Origin of the sequence: Diaphorobacter sp. C33, from assembly GCF_030503915.1 — a bacterium.
Lineage (GTDB): Bacteria > Pseudomonadota > Gammaproteobacteria > Burkholderiales > Burkholderiaceae_C > Diaphorobacter > Diaphorobacter nitroreducens.
The window spans coordinates 1,854,161-1,880,119 of record NZ_CP129980.1 but is presented as its reverse complement, the minus strand read 5'-3'; the positions used below and the strand labels follow the sequence as shown (position 1 = coordinate 1,880,119).

22 protein-coding genes are annotated in these 25,959 nt (G+C 67.8%); 13 read left to right on the top strand and 9 right to left on the bottom strand.

Features of this window, described 5'->3' with window-relative positions; genetic code table 11:
- Positions 1-148: 148 nt before the first annotated feature.
- Both phaR and rimO read left to right on the top strand, forming a co-directional pair.
- On the top strand, positions 149-718 hold the full coding sequence (gene phaR, locus QY917_RS08920) for a polyhydroxyalkanoate synthesis repressor PhaR (RefSeq protein WP_011806272.1): 570 nt from the start codon (positions 149-151) through the stop codon (positions 716-718).
- A 27-nt stretch (positions 719-745) separates the two neighbouring features.
- Entirely contained in the window at positions 746-2,137 is a 1,392-nt protein-coding gene (gene rimO / locus QY917_RS08915; RefSeq protein ID WP_123675960.1) for a 30S ribosomal protein S12 methylthiotransferase RimO, read from the top strand.
- 94 nt (positions 2,138-2,231) lie between these two features.
- Here the strand turns inward: rimO and QY917_RS08910 are convergent, their stop codons facing one another.
- From QY917_RS08910 to QY917_RS08900, 3 genes are all read right to left on the bottom strand, one after another.
- On the bottom strand, positions 2,232-2,591 hold the full coding sequence (locus tag QY917_RS08910; protein WP_011806270.1) for an FKBP-type peptidyl-prolyl cis-trans isomerase: 360 nt from the start codon (positions 2,589-2,591) through the stop codon (positions 2,232-2,234).
- A 128-nt stretch (positions 2,592-2,719) separates the two neighbouring features.
- Entirely contained in the window at positions 2,720-3,025 is a 306-nt protein-coding gene (locus QY917_RS08905) for a helix-turn-helix domain-containing protein (protein ID WP_011806269.1), read from the bottom strand.
- Positions 3,026-3,199: 174 nt separating this feature from the next.
- Positions 3,200-4,102 (bottom strand): LysR family transcriptional regulator, encoded by a 903-nt coding sequence (locus QY917_RS08900; RefSeq protein WP_123675961.1) that lies wholly within the window; start codon positions 4,100-4,102, stop codon positions 3,200-3,202.
- A gap of 111 nt (positions 4,103-4,213) precedes the next feature.
- Between QY917_RS08900 and QY917_RS08895 the strand changes: the two genes are divergently transcribed.
- The 3 genes from QY917_RS08895 (at position 4,214) to QY917_RS08885 (ending at position 7,530) form a co-directional block, all read left to right on the top strand.
- Positions 4,214-5,185 (top strand): hydroxymethylglutaryl-CoA lyase, encoded by a 972-nt coding sequence (locus tag QY917_RS08895; RefSeq protein WP_123675962.1) that lies wholly within the window; start codon positions 4,214-4,216, stop codon positions 5,183-5,185.
- Between the two features lie 38 nt (positions 5,186-5,223).
- A complete protein-coding gene (locus tag QY917_RS08890; RefSeq protein WP_123675963.1) occupies positions 5,224-6,432 on the top strand; it encodes a CaiB/BaiF CoA-transferase family protein in 1,209 nt (402 codons plus the stop codon).
- A 96-nt stretch (positions 6,433-6,528) separates the two neighbouring features.
- On the top strand, positions 6,529-7,530 hold the full coding sequence (locus QY917_RS08885; RefSeq protein WP_123675964.1) for a tripartite tricarboxylate transporter substrate binding protein: 1,002 nt from the start codon (positions 6,529-6,531) through the stop codon (positions 7,528-7,530).
- A 44-nt stretch (positions 7,531-7,574) separates the two neighbouring features.
- Here the strand turns inward: QY917_RS08885 and QY917_RS08880 are convergent, their stop codons facing one another.
- The 4 genes from QY917_RS08880 to dnaG all read right to left on the bottom strand — a co-directional run bounded on the left by QY917_RS08880 (position 7,575) and on the right by dnaG (position 14,015).
- A complete protein-coding gene (locus QY917_RS08880; RefSeq protein WP_123675965.1) occupies positions 7,575-8,033 on the bottom strand; it encodes an isoprenylcysteine carboxylmethyltransferase family protein in 459 nt (152 codons plus the stop codon).
- Between the two features lie 164 nt (positions 8,034-8,197).
- Positions 8,198-9,157: a ketopantoate reductase family protein gene (locus QY917_RS08875; RefSeq protein WP_123675966.1), complete on the bottom strand. Its 960-nt coding sequence runs from the start codon at positions 9,155-9,157 to the stop codon at positions 8,198-8,200.
- A 204-nt stretch (positions 9,158-9,361) separates the two neighbouring features.
- Entirely contained in the window at positions 9,362-11,767 is a 2,406-nt protein-coding gene (gene rpoD / locus QY917_RS08870; protein ID WP_088886321.1) for an RNA polymerase sigma factor RpoD, read from the bottom strand.
- Positions 11,768-12,038: 271 nt separating this feature from the next.
- Positions 12,039-14,015: a DNA primase gene (gene dnaG, locus QY917_RS08865; RefSeq protein WP_302076387.1), complete on the bottom strand. Its 1,977-nt coding sequence runs from the start codon at positions 14,013-14,015 to the stop codon at positions 12,039-12,041.
- A 79-nt stretch (positions 14,016-14,094) separates the two neighbouring features.
- On the opposite strand from dnaG, the gene QY917_RS08860 reads away from it, so the two are divergent.
- Positions 14,095-15,741 (top strand): acyl-CoA synthetase, encoded by a 1,647-nt coding sequence (locus tag QY917_RS08860; protein WP_088886322.1) that lies wholly within the window; start codon positions 14,095-14,097, stop codon positions 15,739-15,741.
- Positions 15,742-15,800: 59 nt separating this feature from the next.
- Positions 15,801-17,018, top strand: coding sequence for a multidrug effflux MFS transporter (locus QY917_RS08855; RefSeq protein WP_123675967.1), 1,218 nt, complete (start codon positions 15,801-15,803; stop codon positions 17,016-17,018).
- 94 nt (positions 17,019-17,112) lie between these two features.
- Here the strand turns inward: QY917_RS08855 and QY917_RS08850 are convergent, their stop codons facing one another.
- On the bottom strand, positions 17,113-18,165 hold the full coding sequence (locus QY917_RS08850; protein ID WP_123675968.1) for an Ldh family oxidoreductase: 1,053 nt from the start codon (positions 18,163-18,165) through the stop codon (positions 17,113-17,115).
- Between the two features lie 432 nt (positions 18,166-18,597).
- On the opposite strand from QY917_RS08850, the gene QY917_RS08845 reads away from it, so the two are divergent.
- From QY917_RS08845 to QY917_RS08835, 3 genes are all read left to right on the top strand, one after another.
- Positions 18,598-19,713, top strand: a complete 1,116-nt coding sequence (locus tag QY917_RS08845; protein WP_123675969.1) for a TRAP transporter substrate-binding protein — start codon at positions 18,598-18,600, stop codon at positions 19,711-19,713.
- Between the two features lie 127 nt (positions 19,714-19,840).
- Positions 19,841-20,461 (top strand): TRAP transporter small permease subunit, encoded by a 621-nt coding sequence (locus tag QY917_RS08840; RefSeq protein ID WP_011806256.1) that lies wholly within the window; start codon positions 19,841-19,843, stop codon positions 20,459-20,461.
- Complete coding sequence (locus QY917_RS08835; protein WP_123675970.1) at positions 20,458-22,419, top strand: TRAP transporter large permease subunit; 1,962 nt, start codon at positions 20,458-20,460, stop codon at positions 22,417-22,419. The genes QY917_RS08840 and QY917_RS08835 overlap by 4 nt, the downstream gene beginning before the upstream one ends.
- Before the next feature lie 36 nt (positions 22,420-22,455).
- Here the strand turns inward: QY917_RS08835 and QY917_RS08830 are convergent, their stop codons facing one another.
- Positions 22,456-23,577 carry a substrate-binding domain-containing protein gene (locus QY917_RS08830; protein WP_123675971.1) on the bottom strand — a complete coding sequence of 374 codons (1,122 nt, stop codon included), beginning with the start codon at positions 23,575-23,577 and terminating at the stop codon, positions 22,456-22,458.
- 50 nt (positions 23,578-23,627) lie between these two features.
- Between QY917_RS08830 and QY917_RS08825 the strand changes: the two genes are divergently transcribed.
- From QY917_RS08825 to QY917_RS08815, 3 genes are read left to right on the top strand one after another with little or no spacing between them, the layout of a single operon-like run.
- Positions 23,628-24,365 (top strand): ABC transporter permease, encoded by a 738-nt coding sequence (locus QY917_RS08825; protein WP_011806253.1) that lies wholly within the window; start codon positions 23,628-23,630, stop codon positions 24,363-24,365.
- Positions 24,362-25,138 (top strand): phosphate ABC transporter ATP-binding protein, encoded by a 777-nt coding sequence (locus tag QY917_RS08820; RefSeq protein ID WP_123675972.1) that lies wholly within the window; start codon positions 24,362-24,364, stop codon positions 25,136-25,138. The genes QY917_RS08825 and QY917_RS08820 overlap by 4 nt, the downstream gene beginning before the upstream one ends.
- Positions 25,135-25,959: a substrate-binding domain-containing protein gene (locus tag QY917_RS08815; protein ID WP_123675973.1), complete on the top strand. Its 825-nt coding sequence runs from the start codon at positions 25,135-25,137 to the stop codon at positions 25,957-25,959. Before QY917_RS08820 ends, QY917_RS08815 begins: the two co-directional genes overlap by 4 nt.

Below are 25,959 nucleotides of genomic sequence, written 5' to 3'. Positions count from 1 at the left end.
GTACAAAACGCCGCTCGACAGAGCGGCTTTTTTGTTTCCGGATCCCCCGCATTCAGCCTGGAGCAGGCGGTCGTGCAGGCCATCAGGGTATTCCTGCGCGCTGCGCGGGTGCGGCCTGCCTAGAATCTGCTGCACTGCAATACAAGCCATGACGGGCCATGTACCCGAGGAGCCGCCTGTGCCAGACAAGAACCCAGCACCTGACCCAAAAACCGCCCAGCGCGTGATCAAGAAGTACCCCAACCGCCGGCTGTACGACACGTCGACCTCCACCTATGTCACGCTGGCCGAGGTCAAGCAGCTGGTGATGCAGGGCGAATCCGTCGTGGTGCGCGACGCCAAGACCAGCGAAGACCTCACGCGCAGCATCCTGCTGCAGATCATCCTGGAGGAGGAGGCAGGCGGCGCGCCGATGTTCAGCGAGGCGGCGCTGGCCAACATCATCCGCTTCTATGGCCACGCCATGCAGGGCTTCATGGGTGCGTACCTAGAAAAGAACGTGCAGATGTTCACCGAGATCCAGGCCAAGCTGGCCGAGCAGTCGCAAGGCCTCACGCCCGAGATGTGGACGCAATTCATGAATCTGCAATCGCCCATGATGAAGGGGCTGATGGGCAACTACGTGGAGCAGTCGCAGAACATGTTCCTGCAGATGCAGGACCAGATGCAGAAGCAGACCGAGCAGATGCTGGGCGCGTTTGGCCTCAAAAAGCGCTGAGCCCGGCAGAACTGGGAAAATGCGGGGATGAGCCAAGCACTCTCCCCCGCCAAGACCCCCAAAATCGGGTTCGTCAGCCTCGGCTGCCCCAAGAACCTCACCGACTCCGAACTCCTCCTCACGCAACTCAGCGCCGAGGGCTACGAAACCTCCAAGACCTTCGAGGGCGCAGACCTCGTCATCGTCAACACCTGCGGCTTCATCGATGAAGCCGTGAAGGAAAGCCTGGACACCATTGGCGAGGCCTTGGCCGAGAACGGCAAGGTGATCGTTACCGGCTGCCTGGGCGCGCGCGCCGGCGAGACGGGCGGCAACCTCGTGAAAGAGGTACACCCCAGCGTGCTGGCCGTGACCGGGCCGCATGCGGCGCAGGAAGTGATGGAGGTCGTGCATACCCACTGCCCCAAGCCGCACGACCCCTTCCTTGACCTGGTGCCGGGCAGCTTCGGCGAGGCGGGCATCAAGCTCACGCCGCGCCACTATGCCTACCTGAAGATCAGCGAGGGCTGCAACCACCGCTGCACCTTCTGCATCATCCCCTCGATGCGCGGCGACCTGGTGTCCCGCCCGGTGGGCGATGTGCTCAAGGAAGCCAAGGCGCTGTTCGAGGGTGGGGTGAAGGAACTGCTGGTCATCAGCCAGGACACATCGGCCTATGGCGTGGACGTGAAGTACCGCACGGGCTTCTGGGACGGCAAGCCCGTCAAGACGCGCACGCTGGAGCTGGTGCAGACGCTGGGCGAGATGGCCGCCACCTACGGCGCGTGGGTGCGCCTGCACTATGTCTACCCCTACCCGAGCGTGGACGACATCATTCCGCTGATGGCGCAGGGCTTGGTGCTGCCATACCTGGATGTGCCCTTCCAGCACAGCCACCCCGACGTGCTCAAGCGCATGAAGCGCCCCGCCAGCGGCGAGAAGAATCTGGAGCGCATCCTGCGCTGGCGCGAGGCCTGCCCAGAGATCGTGATCCGCAGCACCTTCATCGCGGGCTTCCCCGGCGAGACGGAAGAAGAGTTCCAGCACCTGCTGGACTTCGTGCGCGAGGCGCAGATCGACCGTGCGGGCTGCTTTGCCTACAGCGACGTGGAGGGCGCCGCCGCCAACGAGCTGCCGGGCCTGCTGCCCATGGAACTGCGCGAGGAGCGCCGTGCGCGCTTCATGGCGGTGGCGGAGGAAGTCTCCACCGCCAAGCTGCAGCGCCGCGTGGGCCAGACCATGCAGGTGCTGGTGGACCAGGCCGTGGGCCTGGGCAAGAAGGGCGGCGTGGGCCGCAGCTACGCCGATGCGCCCGAGATCGACGGCGTGGTGCACCTGCTGCCGCCCGAGAAATTCAGCAAGACCTACAAGGTGGGCGACTTCGTGAAGGCGCGCATCGTGGGAACGCAGGGGCATGACCTGGTGGGCGTGCCGGTGTAATCAACGGCGGCCATACAGCGCCCACAAAAAAGGGAACGTGCGAACCACGTTCCCTTTTTTTCCGGGCGCCCCGCCAGCGGGGCGCGGAGTTCCGTCAGACGCCGACGGCCAGCAGCTCCACGTCGAACTTCAGCGTGGCGTTGGGCGGGATCACGCCGCCGGCGCCGCGTGCGCCGTAGCCCAGGGCTGCCGGGATGATCAGTGTGCGCTGGCCGCCGATCTGCATGCCTTGCACGCCCTCGTCCCAGCCCTTGATGACCATGCCCGCGCCCAGGGGAAACTCGAACGGGTCGTTGCGGTCGCGGCTGGAATCGAACTTGGCGCCTTGCTGGCCGTCGTTGTAGAGCCAGCCGGTGTAGTGCACGCGCACCGACTGGCCGCGCGTGGCCTGCGCGCCGGTGCCGACGACGGTGTCTTCATACTGCAGGCCGGAGGCGGTGGTGGTGAATGCCATGGTGAACGGTTCCTTGATTTGATTCAAAAAAGATAGCTGTTAGCGCTTATCCAATAAGCGCTAGGGGCCAAAAAGACCAAAACCCGCACACGGCGGGCTGGTGGGGGCCTAAGGGCTTGCGGGGCGCTTTACTTCTTCACGCGCGCGGCGGACCAGCGGGTGGCAAAAGCCTGCACATCGGACAGGCGCTTGAGCAGATCCTGGCCCACGGGGGTGACGGTGTAGCCGTCGCTGCCGTGGTCCAGCAGTCCGCACTCGCGCAGTTCCTTGATGCGGGTGTTGAGCGTGTTGGGCGTGATGCCGCCGACGCTGTCTTGCAGCAAGCGGAACGTCTGCGGATGGCCGTCGCGCAGGGCCCACAGCACGCGCAGCGCATAACGGCATTCGAGTTTCTCGAACAGCTGGTTGACGGCGGCGTTTTCCTTGGAGCTCATGAACGCTTCTCCTTGCGCATAGGGTGGTGGGGTGCCGCGCCGCGCAGGGGCGGAGCGGCGGTGGTTGCAAAAAACGATAGCAATATAGCCTGGAAATGTACCTGCTACAAGTTTAGTAGCTCGTTGCGTCCGGCTGACATGTGCAAACCCTGAAAAATGGGGTAGCCATGCGGCTCACTCCGGGGCCCTGCGCACGAGGTGCTCCACCAGCAGCCGGGCGGCGGGTGACAGGCCATCCTCGCTGCGAAAGCAGATGGCAAAGCGCCGCCGTGCCCAGCCGTCGGCCAGCGGAATCACGCGCACGCCGGTGGCGGCGGCAAACGGCTCGGCCACTTCGCGTGGGATCACGCTGATGGCCAGGTTGGCGCGCACCACGCGCAGCGCAGCGTCGAAGTTGGACACCTGCACGCGGTGTGCCAGCATCTTGCCCTCCACGGCCGCGGCGCGCGCCAGCAGCACCTGTACGGCGCTCAGCGCCGGCATGCTGACGAACTCATGCCCCAGCACGTCGGCAAAGCGCACGCGCGCTGACTGGGCCACGGGGTGATCGGGGTGGGCGACGATGGCCAGATGGTCGTGGCGGTAGCTGCGGGTCTGCAGCCCCTGCAGGTCCGCCGCGTCCCAGCAGATGCCCACGGTGGCGCTGCCCTCGCGGATGCCGCGCACCACCTCGGGGCTCACGCGCTCCTCCATGCTCACCTGGATGTCGCGGTGCGCGGCGTCCTGCAGGAACGCTGCTACGTCGTCGGCCAGCGACTCGGCCATGACCGAGGCCGTGACCAGCATGCGCACCTGTCCGCGGATGCCGGTGTTGAACGCGGCCATGTCCCGCTCGATGCGCCCCACGCTGGCCAGCATCTCGCGCGCATGCTCCAGCAGCGCCTCACCCGCCGGGGTGGGCGCCACGCCATGCCGGCGGCGCACCAGCAGGCGCGCGCCCACGGTGTCTTCCAGTTGCGCCAGCCGTTTGCTGACGGCCGAGCCCACGATGGCCTCCTGCTGCGCGGCACGCGCAATGTTGCGGTGCTCGCACACGGCGACGAACAGCTTGAGCGAGAGCAGGTCGGGCAGACGCATGAGAATTTCCGTTTGGGAACGCTTGGGGTTCCTAAATTGAGGTTTCGTAGTGTGCTGGAATTTTTAAAATCCACAACGGCACTGACGCACATCAACCCTCCAGGCAATTCCATGGCTTCGCTACCCACCCTCTGCGACCCGCGCCCCGGCCACGCCACCGTGCGCGAGGTGGGCCTGCGCGATGGCCTGCAGAGCATCGCCACCACGCTGCCGACAGCACACAAGATCGCGTGGCTGGACGCCGCCTATGCCTCCGGCCAGCGCGAGATCGAGGTGGGCTCCTTCGTGCCCGCGCGCCTGCTGCCGCAACTGGCCGACACCGCCGAGGTGCTCGCGCATGCGCTCACGCTGCCGGGGTTGGTGGCCTCTGTGCTGGTGCCCAACCTCAAGGGGGCCGAGCGCGCCATCGACGCGGGTGCGCACTGGATGATCGTGCCTCTGTCGGCCAGCCATGCGCACAGCCTGGCCAACCTGCGCAAGACGCCCGACGAGGTGGTGGCGGAGGTGGCCCGCATCCGCGCCACCCGCGATGCAGCGGGCAGCGCGACGCGCATCGAGGGCGGCGTGGGCACGGCCTTCGGCTGCACGCTCCAGGGCGACGTGGCCGAGGACGAGGTGCTGCGCCTGCTGCAGGCGCTGCTGGATGCCGGCGCCGACCGCGTGAGCCTGGCCGACACCGTGGGCTATGCCGATCCGGCCGGCGTGCAGCGCCTCTTCGAGAAAGCGCGCGCGCTGGTGGGCGACCGCCTGGCCGCCGCGCATTTCCATGACACGCGCGGCATGGGGCTGGCCAACTGCTACGCCGCCTGGCAGGCGGGCATCACCCGCTTCGACGCCTGCCTGGCCGGCATTGGCGGCTGCCCGCATGCGCCCGGCGCCAGCGGTAACGTGACCACCGAAGACCTGGCCTTCATGCTGGAGCGCATGGGACTGTTCACGGGACTCGACGTGGCCGCGCTGCTCGCGCTGCGCCAGCGCGTGCAGGGCTGGCTCGCGGGCGAGACGCTGCATGGCACGCTGTGGCAGGCCGGTCTGCCGCGCCACACGGGCGCTTCTGTTTCCACCCTGGCGCAGCCTGCCTGAGCGGGCGCGCCTGTTTTTAGCTTCTTCTTTGGGACACCATGAATTCCAACGCTTCCTCTTCGTCCCGGCTGCCCCTGGAGGGCCTGCGCGTGGTGGAGTTCACCCACATGGTCATGGGCCCCACCTGCGGCATGGTGCTGGCCGACCTGGGCGCCGAGGTCATCAAGGTCGAGCCCGTGGATGGCGACCGCACACGCCACCTGCTGGGCGCGGGTGCCGGCTTCTTTCCCATGTTCAACCGCAACAAGAAGAGCATCGCCATCGACCTGCGCAGCCCCGCGGGGCTGGAGGTGGCCATCCGCCTGGCCTCGTCGGCCGACGTGGTGGCGCAGAACTTCAAGCCCGGCGTGATGGCCAAGTACGGCCTGGACTACGCGGCCCTGTCGCGCTTGAACGAGCGCCTGGTGTATGTGAACCACACGGGTTTCCTGCCCGGCCCTTACGAGCACCGCACGGCGCTGGACGAGGTGGTGCAGATGATGGGGGGGCTGGCCTACATGACCGGCCGCCCGGGCGACCCGCTGCGCGCCGGCAGCAGCGTGAACGACATCATGGGCGGCATGTTCGGCGCCATCGGCGCCATGGCGGCGCTCATGCAGCGCCAGCAGACCGGGCGCGGCCAGGAGGTGGACTCGGCGCTGTTCGAGAACAACGTGTTCCTCGTGGGCCAGCACATGATGCAGTACGCCGTCACCGGCCAGCCCGCCGCGCCCATGCCCGACCGCATCTCGTCCTGGGCGGTGTACGACGTGTTCAGCGTCAAGGACGGCGGCCAGATCTTCCTGGCCGCGGTGAGCGACGCGCAGTGGCAGGCCTTCTGCGACGCCATGGGCTATGCCGACCTCAAGGCCGACCCGCGCTATGCCACCAACAACGACCGCGTGCGCGCGCGGCCCACGCTGTTGCCCGAGCTGCGCCAGCGCCTGGCCGCCCACACGGCCGATGCACTGGCGGCGGTCTTCGAGCGCCATGGCCTGCCGTTCGCACCCATCCTGCGGCCCGAGCAATTGTTTGACGACCCGCACCTCAACGCCACGGGCGGCCTGGCCGAGATCACCCTGCCCGACGGGGAGCGCGCGGGCGGCACCGCGCGCACCACGCTCATGCCGCTGCGCCTGGACGGCCAGCGTATGGGTGTGCGCCTGGACCCACCGCGGCTCGGCCAGCACACGCAGGATCTGCTGGCAGGCCTGGGCTACACGGCCGACCAGGTGGCCGCGCTGCGCGCGTCCGCAGCCGTGGCCTGAGGGGGAGCAATCGGGCCACGACCTTGTGCATGCGTGGCCCGCCAATCCCTGAGTCCGCGCTTGCTGAGACCCCTATAAAAACCACCGGAGACACACATGCCCCTCGATACATTCCCCGCACCCCGCCGCCTCACGCGCCGCCAGGCGCTGGCCTGGAGTGCTGCCCTCTGTGCGCCCGCGCTGGCGCATGCGCAGGGCTCCGGTGCGGCCGACCGGCCGCTGCGCGTGATCCTGCCGCTGTCGGCCGGCTCGGGCGCGGACGGTGCCATCCGCGCCATTCAGGCCAGCCTGTCCAAGGCGCTGGGCCAGCCGGTGGTGATAGAGAACCTGCCCGGCGCGGGCGGCATCACGGGCACCACGCAGCTCGTGCGCGCGCCCAAGGACGGCTCGGTGATCGGCGTGGTGTCCAACAACCACGTGGTGAACCCGCATGTGTACCCATCGGCCCCGTTCGATGCCATCGAGGACATCACGCCCATCACCGTGATCGGCGCCACGCCCTTCGTGCTCGTCGCCCATCCCTCGGTGCAGGCCCGGAACGCGCGCGAACTCATCGCGCTCGCCAAGGCCAGGCCCGGGGTGCTCAACTACGGCTCGTCGGGCAACGGCACCATCCTGCACCTGGGCGCGGCCATGTTCGTGGACCAGGCGCAGCTGGACATCAAGCACATCCCCTACCGCGGCATGGGCCCGCTGATGAATGACATCCTGGGCGGGCAGGTGCAGCTGGGCGTGGTGGCCGTGGCGCCGGCGGCCGCGCACATCAAGTCCGGCAGCCTGCGCGCGCTGGGCGTGACCACGGCCGCCCGCGTCCCCTCGCTGCCCGGCGTGCCCACCCTCGCCGAACAGGGCCTGCCGCGCTATGAACTGGAGGGCTGGATCGCCGCCGTGGCGCCTGCCGGCGTGCCCCCGGCGGACGTGGCGCGGCTGTACCACGGCTTCAAGGCCGCGCTGGCCATGCCCGAGGCGCGCGACGCGCTGGTGGCGCAGGGTTATGAGATCAAGCTCACGCCGCCCGATGCCTCGGCCGCGTTCTTTCGCAGTGAACTGGCGCGCATGGGGCAGGTGGTGAAGAGCGCCAGCGTGAAGATGGACTGACTTTGCTATCGTTCAAGGAGCTGTCAGCGCTTGCTGGATAAGCGCTACAGCCACCTGCGCACCCTGGATCGATAGGCGGTGAAATCCGGACCGAACTTCTGCGCCAGCACCCGCTCTTCCGGAACGATCTGAAAGCGCGTGATGTAGGCCACGAACGCCGCAACGCCCAGCAGCGCCAGCGGCGCACCCAGGTACACCGTCCATGCGAGCAGCAGGAGGGCGAGGCCCACGTACATCGGGTTGCGCGTGGCGCGGTACACGCCGCCCACCACCAGCGCCGAGGCACCGCCCGGCCGCAGCGGGTTGACGGTGGTGCGCGCGCGCCGAAACGCGTGCAGGCCGGCCACGTCGAACGCCAGGCCCACCAGCGCGAGCAGGACGGCCGCCGCGGTGCGCGGCGCGCTGTCCGTCACTCCGCCGCTGGCCTGCGCGGTGAACCACATCGCCACGCCGGCAAGGGCGGCGACGAGCGGCGGAGGGATCTTGTGTTCAAGCCAGTGCATGGGTGTGGGCCGCCGGACGCCCGGCAGCGGAAAAGGTGGTGGACGCACGCGCAGCCAGTGTAGGCCGGTCCCGAGGCGGCGCCCAGCCCGCGGTGCGGCGCGTCTGCGTTGTGGCGATTCAGGGTGTTTTTGGCCTCCAGCGCTTGCCTATCAAGCGCTGGCAGCTATGTTTTTTGATAGTCCTGGGGGCCATGCACGCCACTGGCCTCGGCCATGCGTACCAGCACCAGCAGCGCGCGGTTGACCGGCGTGGCGACACCCAGCGCGGCGCCGCGCTGCACCACGTAGCCATTCAGGTGGCCGATCTCGGTGGGGCGGCCCCGTGCCAGGTCCTGCGCGGTGGAGGACCGTTGGCCCGCCATGCTCTGCGCGATGCCGCGCACGGCCGCGTGGATGTCTGCGGGAAGGTGCACTCCGTCCGCCTGCGCCACGGCCAGGCATTCGGCCACGACGTCGGCGATCACATCGGTCGCGCCGTCCTGCTGCACCACCCAGCCGTAGGGCTGCTGCACGATGGCCGACAGCGCGTTGTAGGCGCAGTTGATGACCAGCTTGGCCCACAGGGCGCTGCGCACGTTGTCCGACACCTCGGCGGGGATGCCCGCGTCGCACAGCTCCCGCGCCACGCGCGCGCTGGCGGGCGACGGGCCGATCACCAGCTCACCCCGCCCGAAGTGACGCACGTGCCCAGGCCCGGCCATGGCTGTGGCCACATACACCACGGCGGCCGCCACGGGGTGCGCCGCGCCCAGCACGGCGCGGGCGCGCTCGTCGTTGTCCACGCCGTTTTGCAGCGTGAGCACCAGCGCGCCCGGTGCCAGGTAGGGCTGCATCTGGCGTGCCGCTGCCTCGGTGTCGGTGGACTTCACGCACAGCAGCACCACGTCGGCGCCACGCACGGCGCTGGCATCGGTACTGGCCTCCAGTGGCACATGGGTGTCCTGCGTGGCGGTTTGCAGTCGCAGGCCGTGGGCCTGGATCGCCTGCACGTGGTCCGGGCGGCCGATGAGCGTGACCGCGTGGCCCGCACGCGCCAGCAGGGCGCCAAAGTAGGAGCCTACCGCGCCTGCGCCCATCACGGCGAAGCGCAGGCGGCCGGTGTGCGAAGGGGTGTTCAGAGGCATGGCGGGGAGCTTTCAGGAAGGACGGGACGGCCATTGTCCACCGATCGGGCGTTCCATGTTTTGCTATTCAAAATATAGCTGCTGGCGCCTGCTGCATAAGCGTGAAAAGCTGATTTGGCTTGAAACCCCGACGCGCAATAAAAAACGCCCCGGCCGAGCGGCGGGGGCGTTGGCAGCGCGAGGTGTGCGCGGAAGATGCGTGGCTTACAGCGAGTCGATGAAGCTGCGCAGCTTGTCCGAGCGGCTCGGGTGCTTGAGCTTGCGCAGCGCCTTGGCCTCGATCTGGCGGATGCGCTCGCGCGTCACGTCGAACTGCTTGCCCACTTCTTCCAGCGTGTGGTCGGTGGACATTTCGATGCCGAAGCGCATGCGCAGCACCTTGGCTTCGCGCGGGGTCAGGCCGTCGAGGATGTCCTTCACCACGTCGCGCAGGCCGGCCTGCATGGCGGCGTCCACGGGCGCGGTGTTGTTGCTGTCCTCGATGAAGTCGCCCAGGTGGCTGTCGTCGTCGTCGCCGATGGGGGTTTCCATCGAGATCGGCTCCTTGGCGATCTTCATGATCTTGCGGATCTTGTCCTCGGGGATCTCCATCTTCGCGGCCAGGATGGACGCATCGGGCTCGAAGCCGAACTCCTGCAGGTGCTGGCGGCTGATGCGGTTCATCTTGTTGATGGTCTCGATCATGTGCACCGGGATGCGGATGGTTCGAGCTTGATCCGCGATGGATCGTGTGATCGCCTGGCGGATCCACCACGTGGCGTAGGTCGAGAACTTGTAGCCGCGGCGGTATTCGAACTTGTCCACCGCCTTCATCAGGCCGATGTTGCCCTCCTGGATCAGGTCCAGGAACTGCAGGCCGCGGTTGGTGTACTTCTTGGCGATCGAGATCACCAGGCGCAGGTTGGCCTCGATCATCTCCTTCTTGGCGTCGCGCGAACTGGCTTCACCCGCGTTCATGCGCTTGTTGATCTCCTTGAGCTCGGACAGCGGAACCACCACGCGCGCCTGCAGGTCCATCAGCTTTTGCTGCAGTTCCTGGATCGGCGGGATGTTGCGCTGCATCACGGCGCTCCAGGGCTTGCCGGCGGCGGCCTGCTTCTCGACCCACTGCAGGTTCAGCAGGTTGGCCGGGAAGTCCTTGATGAAGGTCTCCTGGGGCATACCGCACTTGTCCACGATGATGCGGCGCAGCTCGCGCTCCTTCTTGCGCACGTCGTCCACCTGGGCGCGCACCATGTCGCACAGCTTCTCGATGGTCTTGGCCGTGAAACGGATGGTCATCAGTTCTGCCGAGATCTCGTGCTGCACCTTCATGTACGCGGGACCGCCGTAGCCGTCCTTGTCGTAGATCTTGTGCATCTTCTCGAACAGCGCGCGTAGCGTGTCGAAGCGGCGCAGGGCCTCGTTCTTGAGCTCTTCCAGCTTCTTGGTCAGCGCCTTGGAGCCGCCCTTGCCGTCGTCGTCGTCTTCCTCGTCGAACTCGTCGAAGTCTTCCTCGGCCACGTAGTCGTCGGCCTCGTTGGGATTGGAGAAGCCGTCCACCACGGTGGAGATGACGACCTTGCCCTCGCGGATTTCCTCACCCATGTTGAGGATCTCGGCGATGGTGGCGGGCGAGGCGCTGATGGCCTCCATCATGTCCATCAGGCCGCCCTCGATGCGCTTGGCGATCTCGATTTCGCCTTCGCGCGTGAGCAGTTCCACCGTACCCATCTCGCGCATGTACATGCGCACGGGGTCGGTGGTGCGGCCGAATTCCGAGTCCACGGTGGACAGGGCGGCCTCGGCTTCTTCCTCGGCCTCCTCCACGGTGGTGGCCGTGGGGGTCACGTTGTTCTGGAACAGGGTTTCCGCGTCGGGCGTTTGCTCGTACACGGCCACGCCCATGTCGCCCAGCATGGCGACCACGACTTCCATGGTTTCGGCGTCCACCAGCTTGTCGGGCAGGTGGTCGGAGATTTCCACCTGCGTGAGGTAGCCGCGCGTCTTGCCCAGCGTGATCAGCTTCTTGAGCTGCGAGCGGCGCTTGGCCATGTCCTCTTCGGACAGCACGGTCTCGTCCAGGCCGAACTCCTTCATCAAGGCGCGTTCCTTGGCCTTGCTGATCTTCATGCGCAGGGGCTTGGCCTTCTCGACCGGGGCGGCTTCGGCGGCCTCAACCACCTCGGCTTCGGGCTCGCCTTCGAGGTCGGACTCGATGTCGGACAGGTCGGCGTCGTCCTCCAGGCCTTCTTCCTTGGCCTTGGGCTTGCGGCCGCGCTTGGCAGGGGCCTTGGCGGCAGCGGTGGTGCCGGCGGCCTTGGCGGGGCGGCCGGGCTTCTTCTTGGGCGCCTCTTCGGCGACTTCGGGCTCGGCAGCAGCCGCCTTGGCGCGCGCGGGCTTCTTCTTCAACAGTTCATCAGCGGCTTTTTTCAGCTCGGCAGCAGTTTTCGGCGTGGACACAGTCTTGACTTTCGGCGCAGCCTTGGGCGCGGCGGCAGCGGCCTTGACAGGGGCGGCTTTCGCGGGCGCCTTGGCGGCGGCTTTCACAGTGGTTGCGGCTTTGGAAGCGGCCTTCGCGGGGGTGCCAGAGGCAGACTTGGGCGACTTCGCGGACTTTTGAACGGGCATGGACAACCTCAAGGTCAAAAACGGACACACAAAGAAAACACAAGCGCCAAGGAACCCGGCGCGGGCAGGCACGGCGACGGCAAGGGCCTTCGCGGTTTGAGGGGAAAACCCTCAGGGGCAAGATGTCTGGGCGAACATTTGGTGTGCAGTCCTTGCGGTGGGGGAGGGCGGTTGTGCGCGTTTGTCACGGTCGCCTGGTCCGGAGGTGCTGCTGTCGCTCTTGCCGACAAACCGTACATTATACCGGCGCAGCAAAATTCAAGGGGCTTTGTCAAGCCCCCGAGGTCATTTTTGTAAGCCCCTCTTCCAGCGCGCGGCGGCGCTCCTGCAATTGCCGGTAGCGCTCGATGGCCGCCGGGTCCTGTGAGGCCGCGGCGATCAGGGCGTTCTGCTGCAGCTTGATGGCTTCGATGAGCATGCGGTTGAGCAGTCCACGCAGTTCGGCGCGCAACTCGGTCTCGTCACCCTCGGTCTGGGCGTGGGAGCCAGTCATCACCCGCTCGGCCAGGGCCTGGCAGTCATGGCCTGCCAAGGCCTCGCGCAGCACCGCCCAGGACTGGGGTCCGTGCTCGTGCAATTGCCCTTCCAGCCAGACGAACAGCGCGCCGTGCGGCGCGGGCTGGTCGCACAGCAGGGTGTGATCTTCGTGCGACAGCTCTTCGAGGAACTCCATGTGCGACAGCAGCAGGCGCGCGGCATGGTCGGCGCGCCCCGTGAGGGGGCGGCGCGGCAGCGGCGGCTGTGGGGAGCGCTGCTCTTCGCGGCGCCAGCGCCCGCCCTTCCATTCGCCGCCCTTGCGCCAGCGGCGTGCGGGCTCGCCACCGGCGGGGCTGCCGTATTCCATGCCCGGCGGTTCCTGCCCCCAGGGCGGCTCGTCGCCGAAGGGTGCGCCGTCGTGCGCGGGCGGGTGCGCGGCGGAGCCGGGGCGCGGGCTCTCCTGCGCCCAGAGCTGGGCCAGATCCGGCGCGGGCAACTGGCCCAGTTCGCCCAGCTCGGTCAGCAACTGGCGCTTGAGCGCGCCGTCGGGTAGCGCTGCCCACAGCGGGCGCGCGTTGCTCAGCATGTGGGCGCGGCCCTCGGCCGTTCCCAAGTCGCAGCCCTCGCGCGCAGCCTCCAGCAGGAAGCGCGACAGCGGCACGGCGTCGCCCACATGGCGCGCGAACGCCTCCGGTCCATAGGCGCGCACGAAGCTGTCGGGGTCGTGCTCGGCCGGCAGGAAGAGGAACTTCACGCTGCGCGTGTCGCTGGCGTAAGGCAGGGCGCCGTCCAGCGCCTTGCGCGCCGCGCGCCGCCCGGCGGCGTCGCCGTCGAAGCTGAACACCACCGTGTCGGTGAAGCGAAACAGCTTGTGCACATGCTCGGGCGTACATGCCGTGCCCAGCGTGGCCACCGCATTGGGAAAGCCCAGTTGCGCCAGCGCCACCACGTCCATGTAGCCTTCGGTGACCAGGGCGTAGCCGTGTTCGCGGATGGCGTTGCGCGCCTCGTACAGGCCGTAGAGCTCGCGGCCCTTGTGGAACACCGGGGTTTCGGGCGAATTGAGGTACTTGGGCTTGTCGTCGCCCAGCACGCGCCCGCCAAAGCCGATGCACTCGCCCTTGACGTTGCGAATGGGGAACATCACGCGGTCGCGGAAGCGGTCGTAGCGCTTGCCGTCTTCCTCGTTCACGATCACCAGGCCGCTTTCCTCCAGCAGCGGGCTGTCGTACTCGGGGAACACGCTGGCCAAGCCCCGCCAGCCCTCCGGCGCGTAGCCCAGGCCGTAGCGCTTGGCCACCTGGCCTGATACGCCCCGGCCCTTGAAATACTGGACGGCGCGCGGCGACTCGCGCAGGTGGCGTCGCCAGGCGTCGCCGGCCTTCTCCAGCACGTCGGTCAGCGTGGCCTGCTTCTGGCGCTGGGCGGCGGCGCGTTCGCGGTCCTGGGGCGAGGTGTTCTCGTCGTCGGGTACCTGCATACCGATCTGCTGGGCCAGGTCCTGCACGGCCTCGCGAAAGCCCATGCCCGCGTGGTCCATGAGAAACCCGATCGCATTGCCGTTCTTGCCACAGCCAAAGCAGTGGAAGAACTGCTTGGACGGGCTGACGCTGAACGAGGGCGATTTTTCCCCGTGGAAGGGGCACAGGCCCATGAAGTTGGCGCCGCTCTTCTTGAGCTGCACATAGCGGCCGACCACATCGACGACGTCAACGCGCGCAAGCAACTCCTGGATGAACGACTGGGGGATGGACACCGGGGTATTTTCCATCAGCCCGCCGTCAGCTGGCTTTGCTCTAATGAACGGTCTTGCATTCCCGGCCTGAACAAGAAACAAAGGAGCCCCGCACGTGACCAGCATGTACGACCAGAATCTGCCGCGCACCGAAGCCAACCATGCGCCGCTGTCGCCCCTGTCCTTCATCGAACGCACGGCCGAGGTCTACCCCGACCGCCTGGCCATCGTGCATGGCGAGCTGCGCCAGACCTGGGGGCAGACCTACGCGCGCTGCCGCCGCCTGGCCAGCAGCCTGCGCCGCGCGGGCATCGGCAAGAACGACACCGTGGCCGTGATGCTGCCCAACACCCCGCCGATGGTGGAGGCGCACTTCGGCGTGCCCATGGCGGGTGCGGTGCTCAATGCGCTGAATACCCGGCTGGACCCGGAGACCATCGCCTTCATGCTGGACCACGGCGAGGCCAAGGCGGTGATCGTAGACCCCGAATTCGCCCCCGTGATGGCCAAGGCGCTGGCGCTGCGCCAGTCGCAGGCGCCGCTGCTGCTCATCGACGTGGAAGACGCCGTGTACGGCCCGGCCGCGCAGCGCCTGGGCACGCTGACGTACGAGGACTTCCTGGCGCAGGGTGACGCGCAGTTCGCGTGGGAACTGCCCGGCGACGAGTGGGACGCCATCGCACTCAACTACACCTCGGGCACCACGGGCAACCCCAAGGGCGTGGTCTACCACCACCGCGGCGCGCACACCAATGCCGTCAGCAACGTGCTGGAGTGGGACATGCCCAAGCATGCCGTCTACCTCTGGACGCTGCCCATGTTCCACTGCAACGGCTGGTGCTTTCCCTGGACGGTGGCGGCGCGCGCGGGCGTCAATGTGTGCCTGCGCCGGGTCGAGGCGCAGGCCATCTTCGACGCCATCCGCAACCACGGCGTCACACACTACTGCGGCGCGCCCATCGTGCATGGCCTGCTGGTCAACGCGCCTGCGGCGATGAAGGAGGGCGTTCCCGCGGGCGTGAAGGCCATGGTGGCCGGGGCAGCGCCGCCGGCCTCGATGATCGAGGGCATGGAGCAGATGGGGTTCGACCTGACCCATGTGTACGGCCTCACGGAGGTGTATGGCCCGGCCACCGTCTGCGCCAAGCACGCGGCCTGGGACGCGCTGGACATCGGCGAGCGTGCGCGCCTCAATGCCCGCCAGGGCGTGCGCTACCACCTGCAACGCGCGGCCATGGTGCTCAACCCAGACACCATGGAGCCCGTGCCGCACGACGGCGAGACCATGGGCGAGATCATGTTCCGCGGCAACATCGCCATGAAGGGCTACCTGAAGAACCCCAAGGCCACTGAGGAGGCCTTCCGTGGCGGCTGGTTCCACAGTGGTGACCTGGCGGTGCAGTACCCCGACGGCTACATCAAGATCAAGGACCGCAGCAAGGACATCATCATCTCGGGCGGCGAGAACATCTCCTCCATCGAGGTGGAGGACGTGCTCTACCGCCACCCCGACGTGCTGGCCGCCGCCGTGGTCGCCAAGCCCGACCCCAAGTGGGGCGAGACGCCCTGCGCCTTCGTAGAGCTGAAGGCGGGCGCGCAGGCCACGCCCGAGGACATCGTGGCGCACTGCAAGAAGCACCTGGCCGGCTTCAAGGTGCCGCGCGCCGTGGTGTTCGGCGAACTGCCCAAGACCAGCACCGGCAAGATCCAGAAGTTCGAGCTGCGCAAGCAGGCGGGATCGGCCGCGGCCATCGACGTCTGACGTCCGCCGAGGGCCGGCGGCGGCGGCCAGCGCCACGGCCTGGCTGCTAACCTTCCGCGATGCGCGCGTCCCCTTCGCCTTCTGCCGGCGCACCCCCGCTGTGGCTGCTGGTGCTCATCACCCTGAGCGGCACTCTGGCCATGCACATGTTCGTGCCCGCGTTGCCGGACGCGGCGCGCGCGCTCGGCGTGGGGCCCGCGGCGGTGCAAGCCACGATCAGCATCTACATCGTCGGGCTGGCGCTCGGGCAGCTGGTCTACGGCCCCTTGTCCGATGCGTTGGGACGGCGTCCCCTGCTGCTGGGCGGGCTGGCGCTGTACGCGGCGGGCAGCATCGCTGCCATGCTGGCGCCGACCGCACCGGCCCTGATCGCTGCGCGGTTCATCCAGGCGCTGGGCGGTTGCGCCGGGCTGGCGCTGGGACGCGCCATGGTGCGCGACACCAATGGCCCGGTGGAGGCCGTGCGCGCCCTGGCACTGCTCAACTTGATGATGATGGTCGGCCCCGGCATGGCGCCGCTGGTAGGTTCGGGCCTGGTGGCGCTGGGCGGCTGGCGGGCGGTGTTCGTGGCACTGGCCTTGGCCGGTGTGGCGACGCTGCTGCTTTCCTGGCACAAGGTGCCCGAAACGGGTACGCCCACGGGCCGTGTGAGCCCGGGCCGGCTGGCACGCGCCTACGCCGCGCTCTTGCGCTCGCCCACCTTCCTGGCCTATGCGGTGGGCGGTGGTTGCGCGACCACGGCGGTGTATGCCTTCATCGCGGCGGCGCCGTTCATCATCACCGAGCAGTTGGGGCACCCGCTGCGCGACGTGGGCATTGCCCTGGGCGTGGTGATGGTGGGCATGGCGATCGGCAATGCGCTCACGCGGCGCCTGGCACTGAGCATGCGGCTGGGCCGGCTGCTGGTCTGGGGCAACGCGGTGAGCGTGGCCTGCGCGCTGGTCTTTCTGGCGCTGGAGCTGCTGGGCTACCTGACGCTGGAAGCCACCGTGGGGCTGATGCTGCTGTTCGTGCTGGGTGCCGGCATGGCCAGCCCGGCGGCGCTGTCCAAGGTGCTGACGGTGGATGCGCGCCACGTCGGCGCGGCTGCCGGGTTGTACGGTTTTGCGCAGATGGCGCTGGGCGCGCTGTTCACCCTGCTGGTGGGCTGGGGCTCCAACCCGGCGCTGGCCTCGTCCTGCGTGCTGCTGGGCGCGGCGCTGGTGGGGCAGGGGTGTCTGCAGTTCGCGCTGCGGCGCGAGAAGCGGGTGCGCGGCGAGCGGGCGCGCGGCGAGTAGACGCGCGGTTTCCGGAGTGAACCCTGAATGCTATTGTTTTAATAGCTGTTGGCGCTTATTATTTGGGCGCTGTAGGCCCATTTGATTCAATTTTCTAAATTGGCCCGTCGGCGAGGCGCTGCAGCTCGGCCCAGGTGGTGGCAGGCAGCGGTATGCCGTCCTTCAGCGACCGCGCGCGCTGGCGGTAGCGGCGCTCGCCGGGCTGGCGCGTCTGGCCCGCGGCCGCCATGGCCTGCACCAGGTCTTCGCAACGCTGCGCAAAGCTGCGGCCCGCGCTCTTGGCTGGGTCGATGGCGATGATCAGCTCGCCCGTCCAGGGCGTCTGTGCGCCGGGGTGGCCGCTCCAATCGAACTCGAACGAGAAGTTGCCGCCCGTGAGCGCGGCCGCCAGCAGCTCCACCATCATCGACAGGGCCGAGCCCTTGTAGCTGCTGTGCACGCCGCCGAAAGGCAGCAGCGCGCCGCCGTCCAGGATGGCGCGCGGGTCGTTCGTGGGCTGGCCGTGGCGGTCCACGCCGTGGCCGTCGGGCAGCAGGCGGCCCTCGCGCGCGGCGATCTGCACGTCGCCGTGGGCGATGGCACTGGTTGCCAGGTCGAACACCAGCGGCTCATGGCCCGCGCGGGGCGCGGCGAAGGCGATGGGGTTGGTGCCGAAGAGCGCCTTGGTGCCGCCACTGGGCACCACGCAGGCCATGCTGTTGACGAGTGCCAGCGCCACCAACCCGTCGTCAGCCAGCGGCTCCACGTCGGGCCACAGCGCCGCAAAGTGGTGCGAGTTGCGGATTGCCAGCAGCGCCACGCCGTTCGCGCGCGCTTTGGCCACCAGCGCCGAATAGGCGGCCCGGTAGGCGGGTTGGGCGAAGCCATTGCCGGCATCCACCGCCAGGTAACCGGGTGCCACATCCTCCACACGCGGCACGGCGCGGCCGTCCACCCAGCCGCTGGCCAATGTCGACAGGTAGCCGGGGATGCGGAACACGCCATGGCTGTGCGCGCCGTCGCGTTCGGCGCTGGCGCAGTTGTGGGCCAGCACGGCGGCCACTTCGGCGCTGGTGCCATGCCGCTCGAAGATGCGCGCGAGCGTGCCGCGCAGGTCATCGAAAGGCACGTGCTGGACGTCGCCGCTGGCGGTGTGAGAAAGGGGCATGCAGAGGTCTCCTGTGTGGGGCGCGTAAGTGGTGTGCAGGGGGGTCTTGCTTCCAAAAGCATAGCTTCTCGCGCTCTCCCACTATGGGGTTAACGGTGTTTTTGCTTCAATCTTCGCATGATCCGCCCCGCTGGGGCGCGTGTGGTGCGCATGCCGCTAAACGCCGAGTGGGTCCTGCGTGCTGCGCCGCAGTAATTGCAGGGCCATACCCCACCACCATGCTTCGCAATTCGTAGCGCTCTGCGCCAGATATGAAGGGCATTGCACAGGTGCGGTGCGCTGGAGCTGCGCAGGTGTGCACTGCGCAAAAAGCGGCGGAACGCCGTGGTGGGGTGCGCGATGCTTCGCGTAAACCCTCTTTGGTATGCATTTGCAACCCGCCAAAGATGCAGGTCTGGATTGTCCAGGCATCCCAATCAAGGAGTGAAGTAGATGACAGAGCAGACCAAGACCCCAGGCCGCCGAAACCTACTCAAGGGTGCTGCGGTTGCCGCGGGAGCCATGTCCGTGCCCATGATCAGCACGGCCCAGACCACGGTGTTCCGATTCCAGAGCACCTGGCCCGCCAAGGATATCTTTCACGAGTTCGCGGGAGACCTGGCCAAGAAGATCAACGACATGGCGGGCAGCCGCCTGAAGATCGAGGTGTTGCCCGCGGGTGCCGTGGTGCCGGCCTTCCAGTTGCTGGATGCCGTGGCCAAGGGCACGCTGGACGGTGGCCACGGCGTGGTGGCCTACTGGTACGGCAAGAACCAAGCCGTGGCGCTGTGGGGCTCGGGCCCGGCCTTTGGCCTGGATGCCAACGGCGTGCTCGCGTGGCATTACTACGGCGGCGGTAAGGAGCTGCTCGACGAGATCTACAAGAGCCTGAACCTGGACGTGGTCTCCAAGCTCTACGGCCCCATGCCCACGCAGCCGCTGGGCTGGTTCAAGAAGCCGGTGGCACGCGTGGAAGACCTCAAGGGCCTGAAGTTCCGCACCGTGGGGCTGGCGGTGGACGTGTTCACCGAGATGGGCGTGGCCGTGAACCCGCTGCCCGGCGGCGAGATCGTGCCCGCGCTGGACCGCGGCCTGCTGGATGCGGCCGAGTTCAACAACGCCTCCAGCGACCGCGTGCTGGGCTTTCCCGACGTGGCCAAGAACTGCATGCTGCACAGCTTCCACCAGTCCAGCGAGCAGTTTGAAGTGCTGTTCAACAAGAGCAAGTACGACGCGCTGTCGTCGGAGCTGAAGGCGGTCATCGACTACGCCGTGCAGGCCGCCAGCGCCGACATGAGCTGGAAGGCCGCCGACCGCTACGCCAAGGACTATGCCGAGATGCAATCCAAGCAGGGGGTGAAGTTCTACAAGACGCCGGACGCCATCCTGCGCGCGCAGTTGGCCGCCTGGGACAAGGTCACGACCAAGAAAGCCGAAGAGAACGCCATGTTCAAGAAGGTGATGGACTCCATGCGCACCTTTGCGCAGAGGAGTGGCCGCTGGAAGAACGACACCGACGTCGACTTCAAGATGGCCTGGAACCACTACTTCGCGCAGCGCAAGAGCTGATGCCGCGGCAGGCCCGGCGGGCCTGCCTTTCATTCTGACGAGGGCCGGGGGCACGCGCAGGCGGTGCCGCCCGGGTCAGCGTGTATCCGTTCATTGCCCCGCGGGGCCGCAGCGTTCTCTTCCAGCCATGCAAAAACTCTTACTCGGCATCGATGCCGTGTCCACCTTCATCGGCAAGGCGGCGGCCTGGGCCGTCGTGGGCCTGACGGCCCTGATCTGCTGGGAGGTCTTCTCGCGCTATGCGCTGAACAACCCCCATGCCTGGGTGCTGGACGCACAGATCATGCTGTACGGCACCATGTTCATGCTGGCCGGCGCCTACACCCTGGCCAAGAACGGCCACGTGCGCGGCGACGTGCTGTACGGCTTCTTCAGCCCGCGCGTGCAGGCCGGGCTGGACCTGCTGCTCTACATCCTGTTCTTCCTGCCGGGTGTGCTGGCCATGACCTGGGCCGGCTGGACCTATGCGCAGGAATCGCTGGCCATCCGCGAGCAGACGTTCTCCGCCACGCCGCTGCCGCTGTACCCCTTCAAGTTCGTGATTCCCCTGGCAGGCGCGGTGCTGCTGCTGCAGGGGCTGGCGGAGATCGCGCGCTGCGTGATCTGCCTGCGCCAGGGCGCATGGCCCCGGCGCGGCGAGGACGTGGAAGAGGTGGACGTCGAGAAGCTCAAGGAGATGGTGCACGTGAACGACAGCGACCTGCAGGTGCCGGCTCCCGCATCCGCCGCACAGGGGGGCAAGCCATGAAGATGCGCAAGGAACTGTGGTTCGGCTTTGCCATCATGGCGCTGGTGGTGGCCGGCGCCGTCGGGATGCTGCTGGGCGTGGAGACGATCACGCGCGGCCACCTGGGCTTGCTGATGCTGTCGCTGGTGGTGGTGGCCATCATGCTGGGTTTTCCCACCGCGTTCACGCTCATGGGCATGGGCATGATCTTCACCTGGCTGGCGTACGACCGCGACATCACGCGCACGCTGGATCTGATGGTGCAGGCGGCTTACAAGAGCATGGCCAACGACGTGCTCATCGCCATCCCGTTGTTCGTGTTCATGGGCTATCTGGTCGAGCGGGCCAACCTGATCGAAAAGCTTTTCAAGAGCCTGCACCTGGCCATGGCGCGCGTGCCGGGTTCGCTGGCCGTGGCCACGCTGATCACCTGCGCCATCTTTGCCACCGCCACGGGCATCGTGGGCGCGGTGGTCACGCTGATGGGCCTGCTGGCGCTGCCGGCCATGCTGCGCGCGGGCTACAGCACGCCCATGTCGGCCGGCGCGATCACGGCGGGTGGCTGCCTGGGCATCCTGATTCCGCCGTCGGTGCTGCTGATCCTGTATGGCGCGACGGCGGGCGTATCGGTGGTGCAGCTGTACGCGGGCGCCTTCTTCCCCGGCATCATGCTGGCGGGCCTGTATGTGATGTACGTGATTCTGATGGCCAAGCTCAAGCCGGCCTGGGCGCCGCCGCTGTCGGCCGAGGAACGGCAGGTGGTGCTGCCGGCCATGACCGCCGCGCTGCCCGCCGAGACGCAGCAATATGCCCCCGTGCGCTTGCTGGATGCCCTCAAGGGCAAGCGCAATGCGCAGGTACCCACGGCCTATGTGCTGCGGCAACTGGCACTGGTGGTGATGCCGGGGCTGCTGTTCGTACTGCTGGCCACCAGCAGCTGGCGTGCGGTCACCGCGGTGTCGGTGGAGGAGGCGTACGGCATCCAACCCATCGGCTTCAACGACAACTCGCCCCGGGTGGCGTCGGAGTTTGGCTTGCAGGAGCCGCCGGTGGAGGGCGGCCTGCAAGAACCGCCGCAGGAATCCACGGGCCTGCAGGAGCCTCCGGGCGCGGACAGTGGTGCGCTGGCCGAGCCCCCCGGTGCCGAGCCCGCGCAGTCCGCCCCATCCGCAGTGGGGGAGCCGCCCGGCTCCACCGCAGGTGCCACGCCCCAGGCCGCCACGCAACCCGCGCCCACCTGGTGGTGGGTCATGTTTGGCGTGCTGGGTGCGGCCACAGCGCTCTTCTATCTGTTCCTGAGCTTCGCGCGGCTGGAAATCTTCAAGATGCTGCTGGGCTCGTTCTTCCCGCTGCTGACACTGATCATGGCCGTGCTGGGCTCCATCGTGTTCGGTCTGGCGACGCCGACCGAGGCGGCGGCCATGGGGGCGTTCGGCGGCTTCGTGCTGGCCGCAGCCTACAAGCGTCTGAGCATGGATGTGGTGCGCGAGTCGGTGTACCTCACGGCCAAGACCTCGGCCATGGTGTGCTGGCTGTTCGTGGGCTCGGCCATCTTCTCCGCGGCCTTCGCGCTGTTGGGTGGGCAGGAGCTCATCGAGCAGTGGGTGCTCTCCATGAACCTGAGCAAGATCGAGTTCATGGTGCTGTCGCAGGTGGTGATCTTCCTGCTGGGCTGGCCGCTGGAGTGGACGGAGATCATCGTGATCTTCATGCCCATCTTCATCCCGCTGCTGAGCCACTTCGGCGTGGACCCGCTGTTCTTCGGCCTGCTGGTGGCGCTGAACCTGCAGACGGCCTTCCTGTCGCCGCCCGTGGCCATGTCGGCGTTCTACCTGAAGGGCGTGGCGCCGCCGCATGTGACGCTCAACCAGATCTTCCTGGGCATGCTGCCGTTCATGGGCATCCAGGTGCTGGCGATCGTGCTGCTGTATGTGTGGCCGCAGATCGGTCTGTGGCTGCCGCAACTGCTCTACAAGTGATGCCGGGCCGGGGACTGCGGTCCCCGCCTCATGGCGTCAACGCGCCGCGGCCCTGCGGCGCGTGAAGTTCCACCACGGCAGCACGCGGCTCATGGCCAGCACTTCGCCGCAGTGCATGGGCGCATAGCCGGGCATGGCAGCCATGCGTCGTTGCCAGGCAGGGGTCTGCAGCAGTTCGCGCAGCGCGCGCGTGGCCGGCTGCTCCAGTGAAGACTTCAGACAGGCCAGGTGGTAGCGCTCGTACACCAGCGGCACGAAGTCCAGCCCGCGCGCACGCGCCGCCAGCTCGATGCCCATGCCCACGTCGGCACTGCCGGCGGCGATGGCCTGCGCCAGCGCGGCGTGCGAGGGCTCATCACGGTCGTAGCCCTCGATCTCTGCGGGTTCCAGGCCCGCCTGCGCGAGCAGGTCGGTCAGCAGCACCCGCGTGCCCGTGCCCAGCGGGCGGTTGACGAAGCGCGCGCCCGTGCGTGCCACGTCCGCCAGCGAGGTCAGGCCCAGCGGGTTGCCGCGCGCCACGATCAGGCCCTGCGCGCGGCGCGCGAAGCCGATCACCTTGTGCAGCCCCGGCTGCAGCAGGGGGCGGTAGGTCTGCGCGGCCAGGGTATCCATGCCCGGCTCTTCCAGCGTGTGAAAGCCGGCGATGGTGCACCGCCCTTCGTTGAGTGCGCGGATCGCGTCCACGCTGCCGGTGAAGCGGATGTCCAGATGCAGCGCGCCGCCCTGGCCCGCGTGGGCGGGCGCGGTGGCGAACGCACGCAGCACGGACAGCGCATCGTCGTGGCTGGCATACAGCGTGAGCACGTGGGCATATTCGTCGAACGCCACGGCAAACGCGCGCTCCAGATCGGCGCGCAGCGCCTCGATCTGCGGCGCCAGCCGTGCCTGTGCCTGGCGCTCGGCCCACAGCAGCTTGGTGCCGAATTCGCTGAGCTGGGCGGACTGGCCCTTGCCCCAGATGATGAGCTCGCTGCCCAGTTGTTCTTCCCAGCGCTTGAGCGCACCCCACACGTGGCGGTACGACAGGTCCAGCGCACGTGCCGCGCCCGAGATGGAGCCCTGCTGCGCCACGGCCTGCAGCATGTCGAGCAGGGGATTGCGGATCAGCGCGCCGTCCGCGTCGCGGTCGAGCGTGTAGTGGAGTTGGATCCTATGCACAAGTTTTCATATCGCCGGGTATTGGATTGCTGCATACGATAGCCCAACCCATGTCCACAATGACCCAGAGCGTCGCCACGGCGCTGCACCTCATCACCTCCGCCGATGCCGCCTTGTGGACCATCGTCGTGCGTTCGCTCGCCGTGAGTGCCACGGCCTGCCTGCTCGCCTGCGGCGCGGGCGTGGTGCTGGGGGCATGGCTGGGCGTGGCGCGCTTTGCCGGGCGCGACGCGGTGCTCGCGGTGCTCAATACCCTGCTGGCCGTGCCCTCGGTGGTGGTGGGCCTGGGCGTGTACCTGCTGCTGTCGCGCACCGGCCCGCTGGGCAGCCTGGGCTGGCTGTTTTCTTTCAAGGCGATGGTGCTGGCGCAGGCGCTGCTGGTGTTGCCCGTGGTCACCGCGCTTACGCGCCAGGTGGTCGAGGACGTGGACCGCCTGCATGGAGAGCAGTTGCGCTCGCTGGGCGCCGGCACCCTGTTGCGTGCCCTGTTGGTGGCCTGGGACGAGCGCTATGCGCTGCTCACGGTGCTGATCGCCGCATTCGGCCGCGCCATCTCGGAGGTGGGCGCGGTGATGATCGTGGGCGGCAACATCGACGGCTTTACGCGCGTCATGACCACCGCCATCGCGCTGGAGACCAGCAAGGGCGACCTGCCGCTCGCGCTGGCGCTGGGCCTCGTGCTGCTGGGCGTCGTGTTGTTGCTCAACGTGGGCATTGCGCTGCTGCGCCGCTGGCGTGAACGCGTGGATGGTGCCGCCGTGGGCGGCCTGGCCGGGGTGGGGGCATGAGCGCGCTGCCGTCACCTGTCGTCCCCGGGGAGGAGAGCCCGGGCGACGTTTGCACCATCGAGCCGCCGTTGTTTGCACTGCGCGAGCTGTCCGTGCGCTACGGCGCGGTGCAGGCGCTGGCCGGCATCAATCTGCGTGTGATGCCCGGCGAGCGCGTGGCTCTGGTGGGTGCCAACGGCAGTGGCAAGAGCACGCTGCTGCGCGCATTGCACGGCCTGGTGCGCCCCAGCGCGGGACAGCTGCGCCGCGACGGCGCGCGGCGCGTGGCCATGGTGTTCCAGCGGCCTTTCGTGTTGCGCACCAGCGCGCTGAACAACGTGGCGCTGGCATTGTGGCTGCGCCGGGTGCGCTGGCAGGAGGCCTGCGCCCAGGCCGCCGTGGCGCTGCACCGCGTGGGGCTGCAGGACATCGCGCGGCAGAACGCGCGCACCTTGTCCGGCGGGCAGCAGCAGCGGTTGGCATTTGCGCGCGCCTGGGCCCTGCGGCCCGACGTGCTGCTGCTGGACGAGCCCACCGCCAGCCTGGACCCGCATGCCAAGCGCGAGATCGAATCGCTGATGGCCGACTTCGCCGCCAGCCACGGCAGCGCTGGCCCCGATCAGCCGGTGACCATGCTGTTCAGCAGCCACAACCTGGGACAGGTCAAGCGCCTGGCCAGCCGTGTGCTCTACCTGGAGCACGGGCGCGTGCTGGCGGACCTGCCCGTGCACGATTTTTTCAACGGCCCCCTGCCCGAGGCCGCCCGTCTGTTCGTCAAAGGAGAAATGGCATGAAGAGTTACAAGCGTTTTTGGCCCCTGGCGCTTACCCAGACTGCGGTAGCAGCTATTGCTTTGGTAGCTTATGGCAGCGCTGCGGCACAGGCCATCACGATGGCGTCGACCACCTCGACCGAGCAGTCGGGCCTGTTCACCCACCTGCTGCCGGCCTTCAAGCAGGCCACCGGTATCGACGTGAAGGTGGTGGCGGTGGGCACCGGCCAGGCGCTGGACATGGCGCGCCGCGGCGACGCCGACGTGCTGTTCGTGCACGACCAGGTGGCCGAGGAGAAGTTCGTGGCCGACGGCTGGGGCGTGAAGCGCTACCCGGTCATGTACAACGACTTCATCCTCGTGGGTGGCAAGGCGGATGCTGCTGGCACCAAGGGCAACGACATCGCCGCCGCACTCAAGAAGATCGCCGCGGCCAACGCGGAGTTCATCTCGCGCGGTGACAAGAGCGGCACCCATGCAGCCGAGCTGCGTTACTGGAAGATCGCCACCGAGGGCGTGAAGGGCAGCGGCTACAAGGAATGCGGGTGCGGCATGGGCCCGGCGCTGAACATCGCGGCCTCCAGCGGTGCGTACGCGCTGACGGACCGAGGCACCTGGCTCAACTTCAAGAACCGCGACAACCTCGCGGTGCTGGTGGAAGGCGACAAGCACCTGTTCAACCAGTATGGCGTGATGGTGGTGAACCCCGCCAAGCACCCGCATGTGAAGCAGGCTGAGGCGCAGAAGTTCGTGGACTGGGTGGTCTCGCCCGCGGGCCAGAGCGCCATCGCCGGCTACAAGATCAACGGCGAGCAGCTGTTCTTCCCCAACGCCAACCCGTAA

Bases quoted from the DNA above. Each gene is read 5' to 3' on its own strand.
- phaR (WP_011806272.1), top strand. From the start codon at position 149: ATGACGGGCCATGTACCCGAGGAGCCGCCTGTGCCAGACAAGAACCCA.
- rimO (WP_123675960.1), top strand. From the start codon at position 746: ATGAGCCAAGCACTCTCCCCCGCCAAGACCCCCAAAATCGGGTTCGTC.
- QY917_RS08910 (WP_011806270.1), bottom strand. From the start codon at position 2,591: ATGGCATTCACCACCACCGCCTCCGGCCTGCAGTATGAAGACACCGTC.
- QY917_RS08905 (WP_011806269.1), bottom strand. From the start codon at position 3,025: ATGAGCTCCAAGGAAAACGCCGCCGTCAACCAGCTGTTCGAGAAACTC.
- QY917_RS08900 (WP_123675961.1), bottom strand. From the start codon at position 4,102: ATGCGTCTGCCCGACCTGCTCTCGCTCAAGCTGTTCGTCGCCGTGTGC.
- QY917_RS08895 (WP_123675962.1), top strand. From the start codon at position 4,214: ATGGCTTCGCTACCCACCCTCTGCGACCCGCGCCCCGGCCACGCCACC.
- QY917_RS08890 (WP_123675963.1), top strand. From the start codon at position 5,224: ATGAATTCCAACGCTTCCTCTTCGTCCCGGCTGCCCCTGGAGGGCCTG.
- QY917_RS08885 (WP_123675964.1), top strand. From the start codon at position 6,529: ATGCCCCTCGATACATTCCCCGCACCCCGCCGCCTCACGCGCCGCCAG.
- QY917_RS08880 (WP_123675965.1), bottom strand. From the start codon at position 8,033: ATGCACTGGCTTGAACACAAGATCCCTCCGCCGCTCGTCGCCGCCCTT.
- QY917_RS08875 (WP_123675966.1), bottom strand. From the start codon at position 9,157: ATGCCTCTGAACACCCCTTCGCACACCGGCCGCCTGCGCTTCGCCGTG.
- rpoD (WP_088886321.1), bottom strand. From the start codon at position 11,767: ATGCCCGTTCAAAAGTCCGCGAAGTCGCCCAAGTCTGCCTCTGGCACC.
- dnaG (WP_302076387.1), bottom strand. From the start codon at position 14,015: ATGGAAAATACCCCGGTGTCCATCCCCCAGTCGTTCATCCAGGAGTTG.
- QY917_RS08855 (WP_123675967.1), top strand. From the start codon at position 15,801: ATGCGCGCGTCCCCTTCGCCTTCTGCCGGCGCACCCCCGCTGTGGCTG.
- QY917_RS08850 (WP_123675968.1), bottom strand. From the start codon at position 18,165: ATGCCCCTTTCTCACACCGCCAGCGGCGACGTCCAGCACGTGCCTTTC.
- QY917_RS08845 (WP_123675969.1), top strand. From the start codon at position 18,598: ATGACAGAGCAGACCAAGACCCCAGGCCGCCGAAACCTACTCAAGGGT.
- QY917_RS08840 (WP_011806256.1), top strand. From the start codon at position 19,841: ATGCAAAAACTCTTACTCGGCATCGATGCCGTGTCCACCTTCATCGGC.
- QY917_RS08835 (WP_123675970.1), top strand. From the start codon at position 20,458: ATGAAGATGCGCAAGGAACTGTGGTTCGGCTTTGCCATCATGGCGCTG.
- QY917_RS08825 (WP_011806253.1), top strand. From the start codon at position 23,628: ATGTCCACAATGACCCAGAGCGTCGCCACGGCGCTGCACCTCATCACC.
- QY917_RS08820 (WP_123675972.1), top strand. From the start codon at position 24,362: ATGAGCGCGCTGCCGTCACCTGTCGTCCCCGGGGAGGAGAGCCCGGGC.
- QY917_RS08815 (WP_123675973.1), top strand. From the start codon at position 25,135: ATGAAGAGTTACAAGCGTTTTTGGCCCCTGGCGCTTACCCAGACTGCG.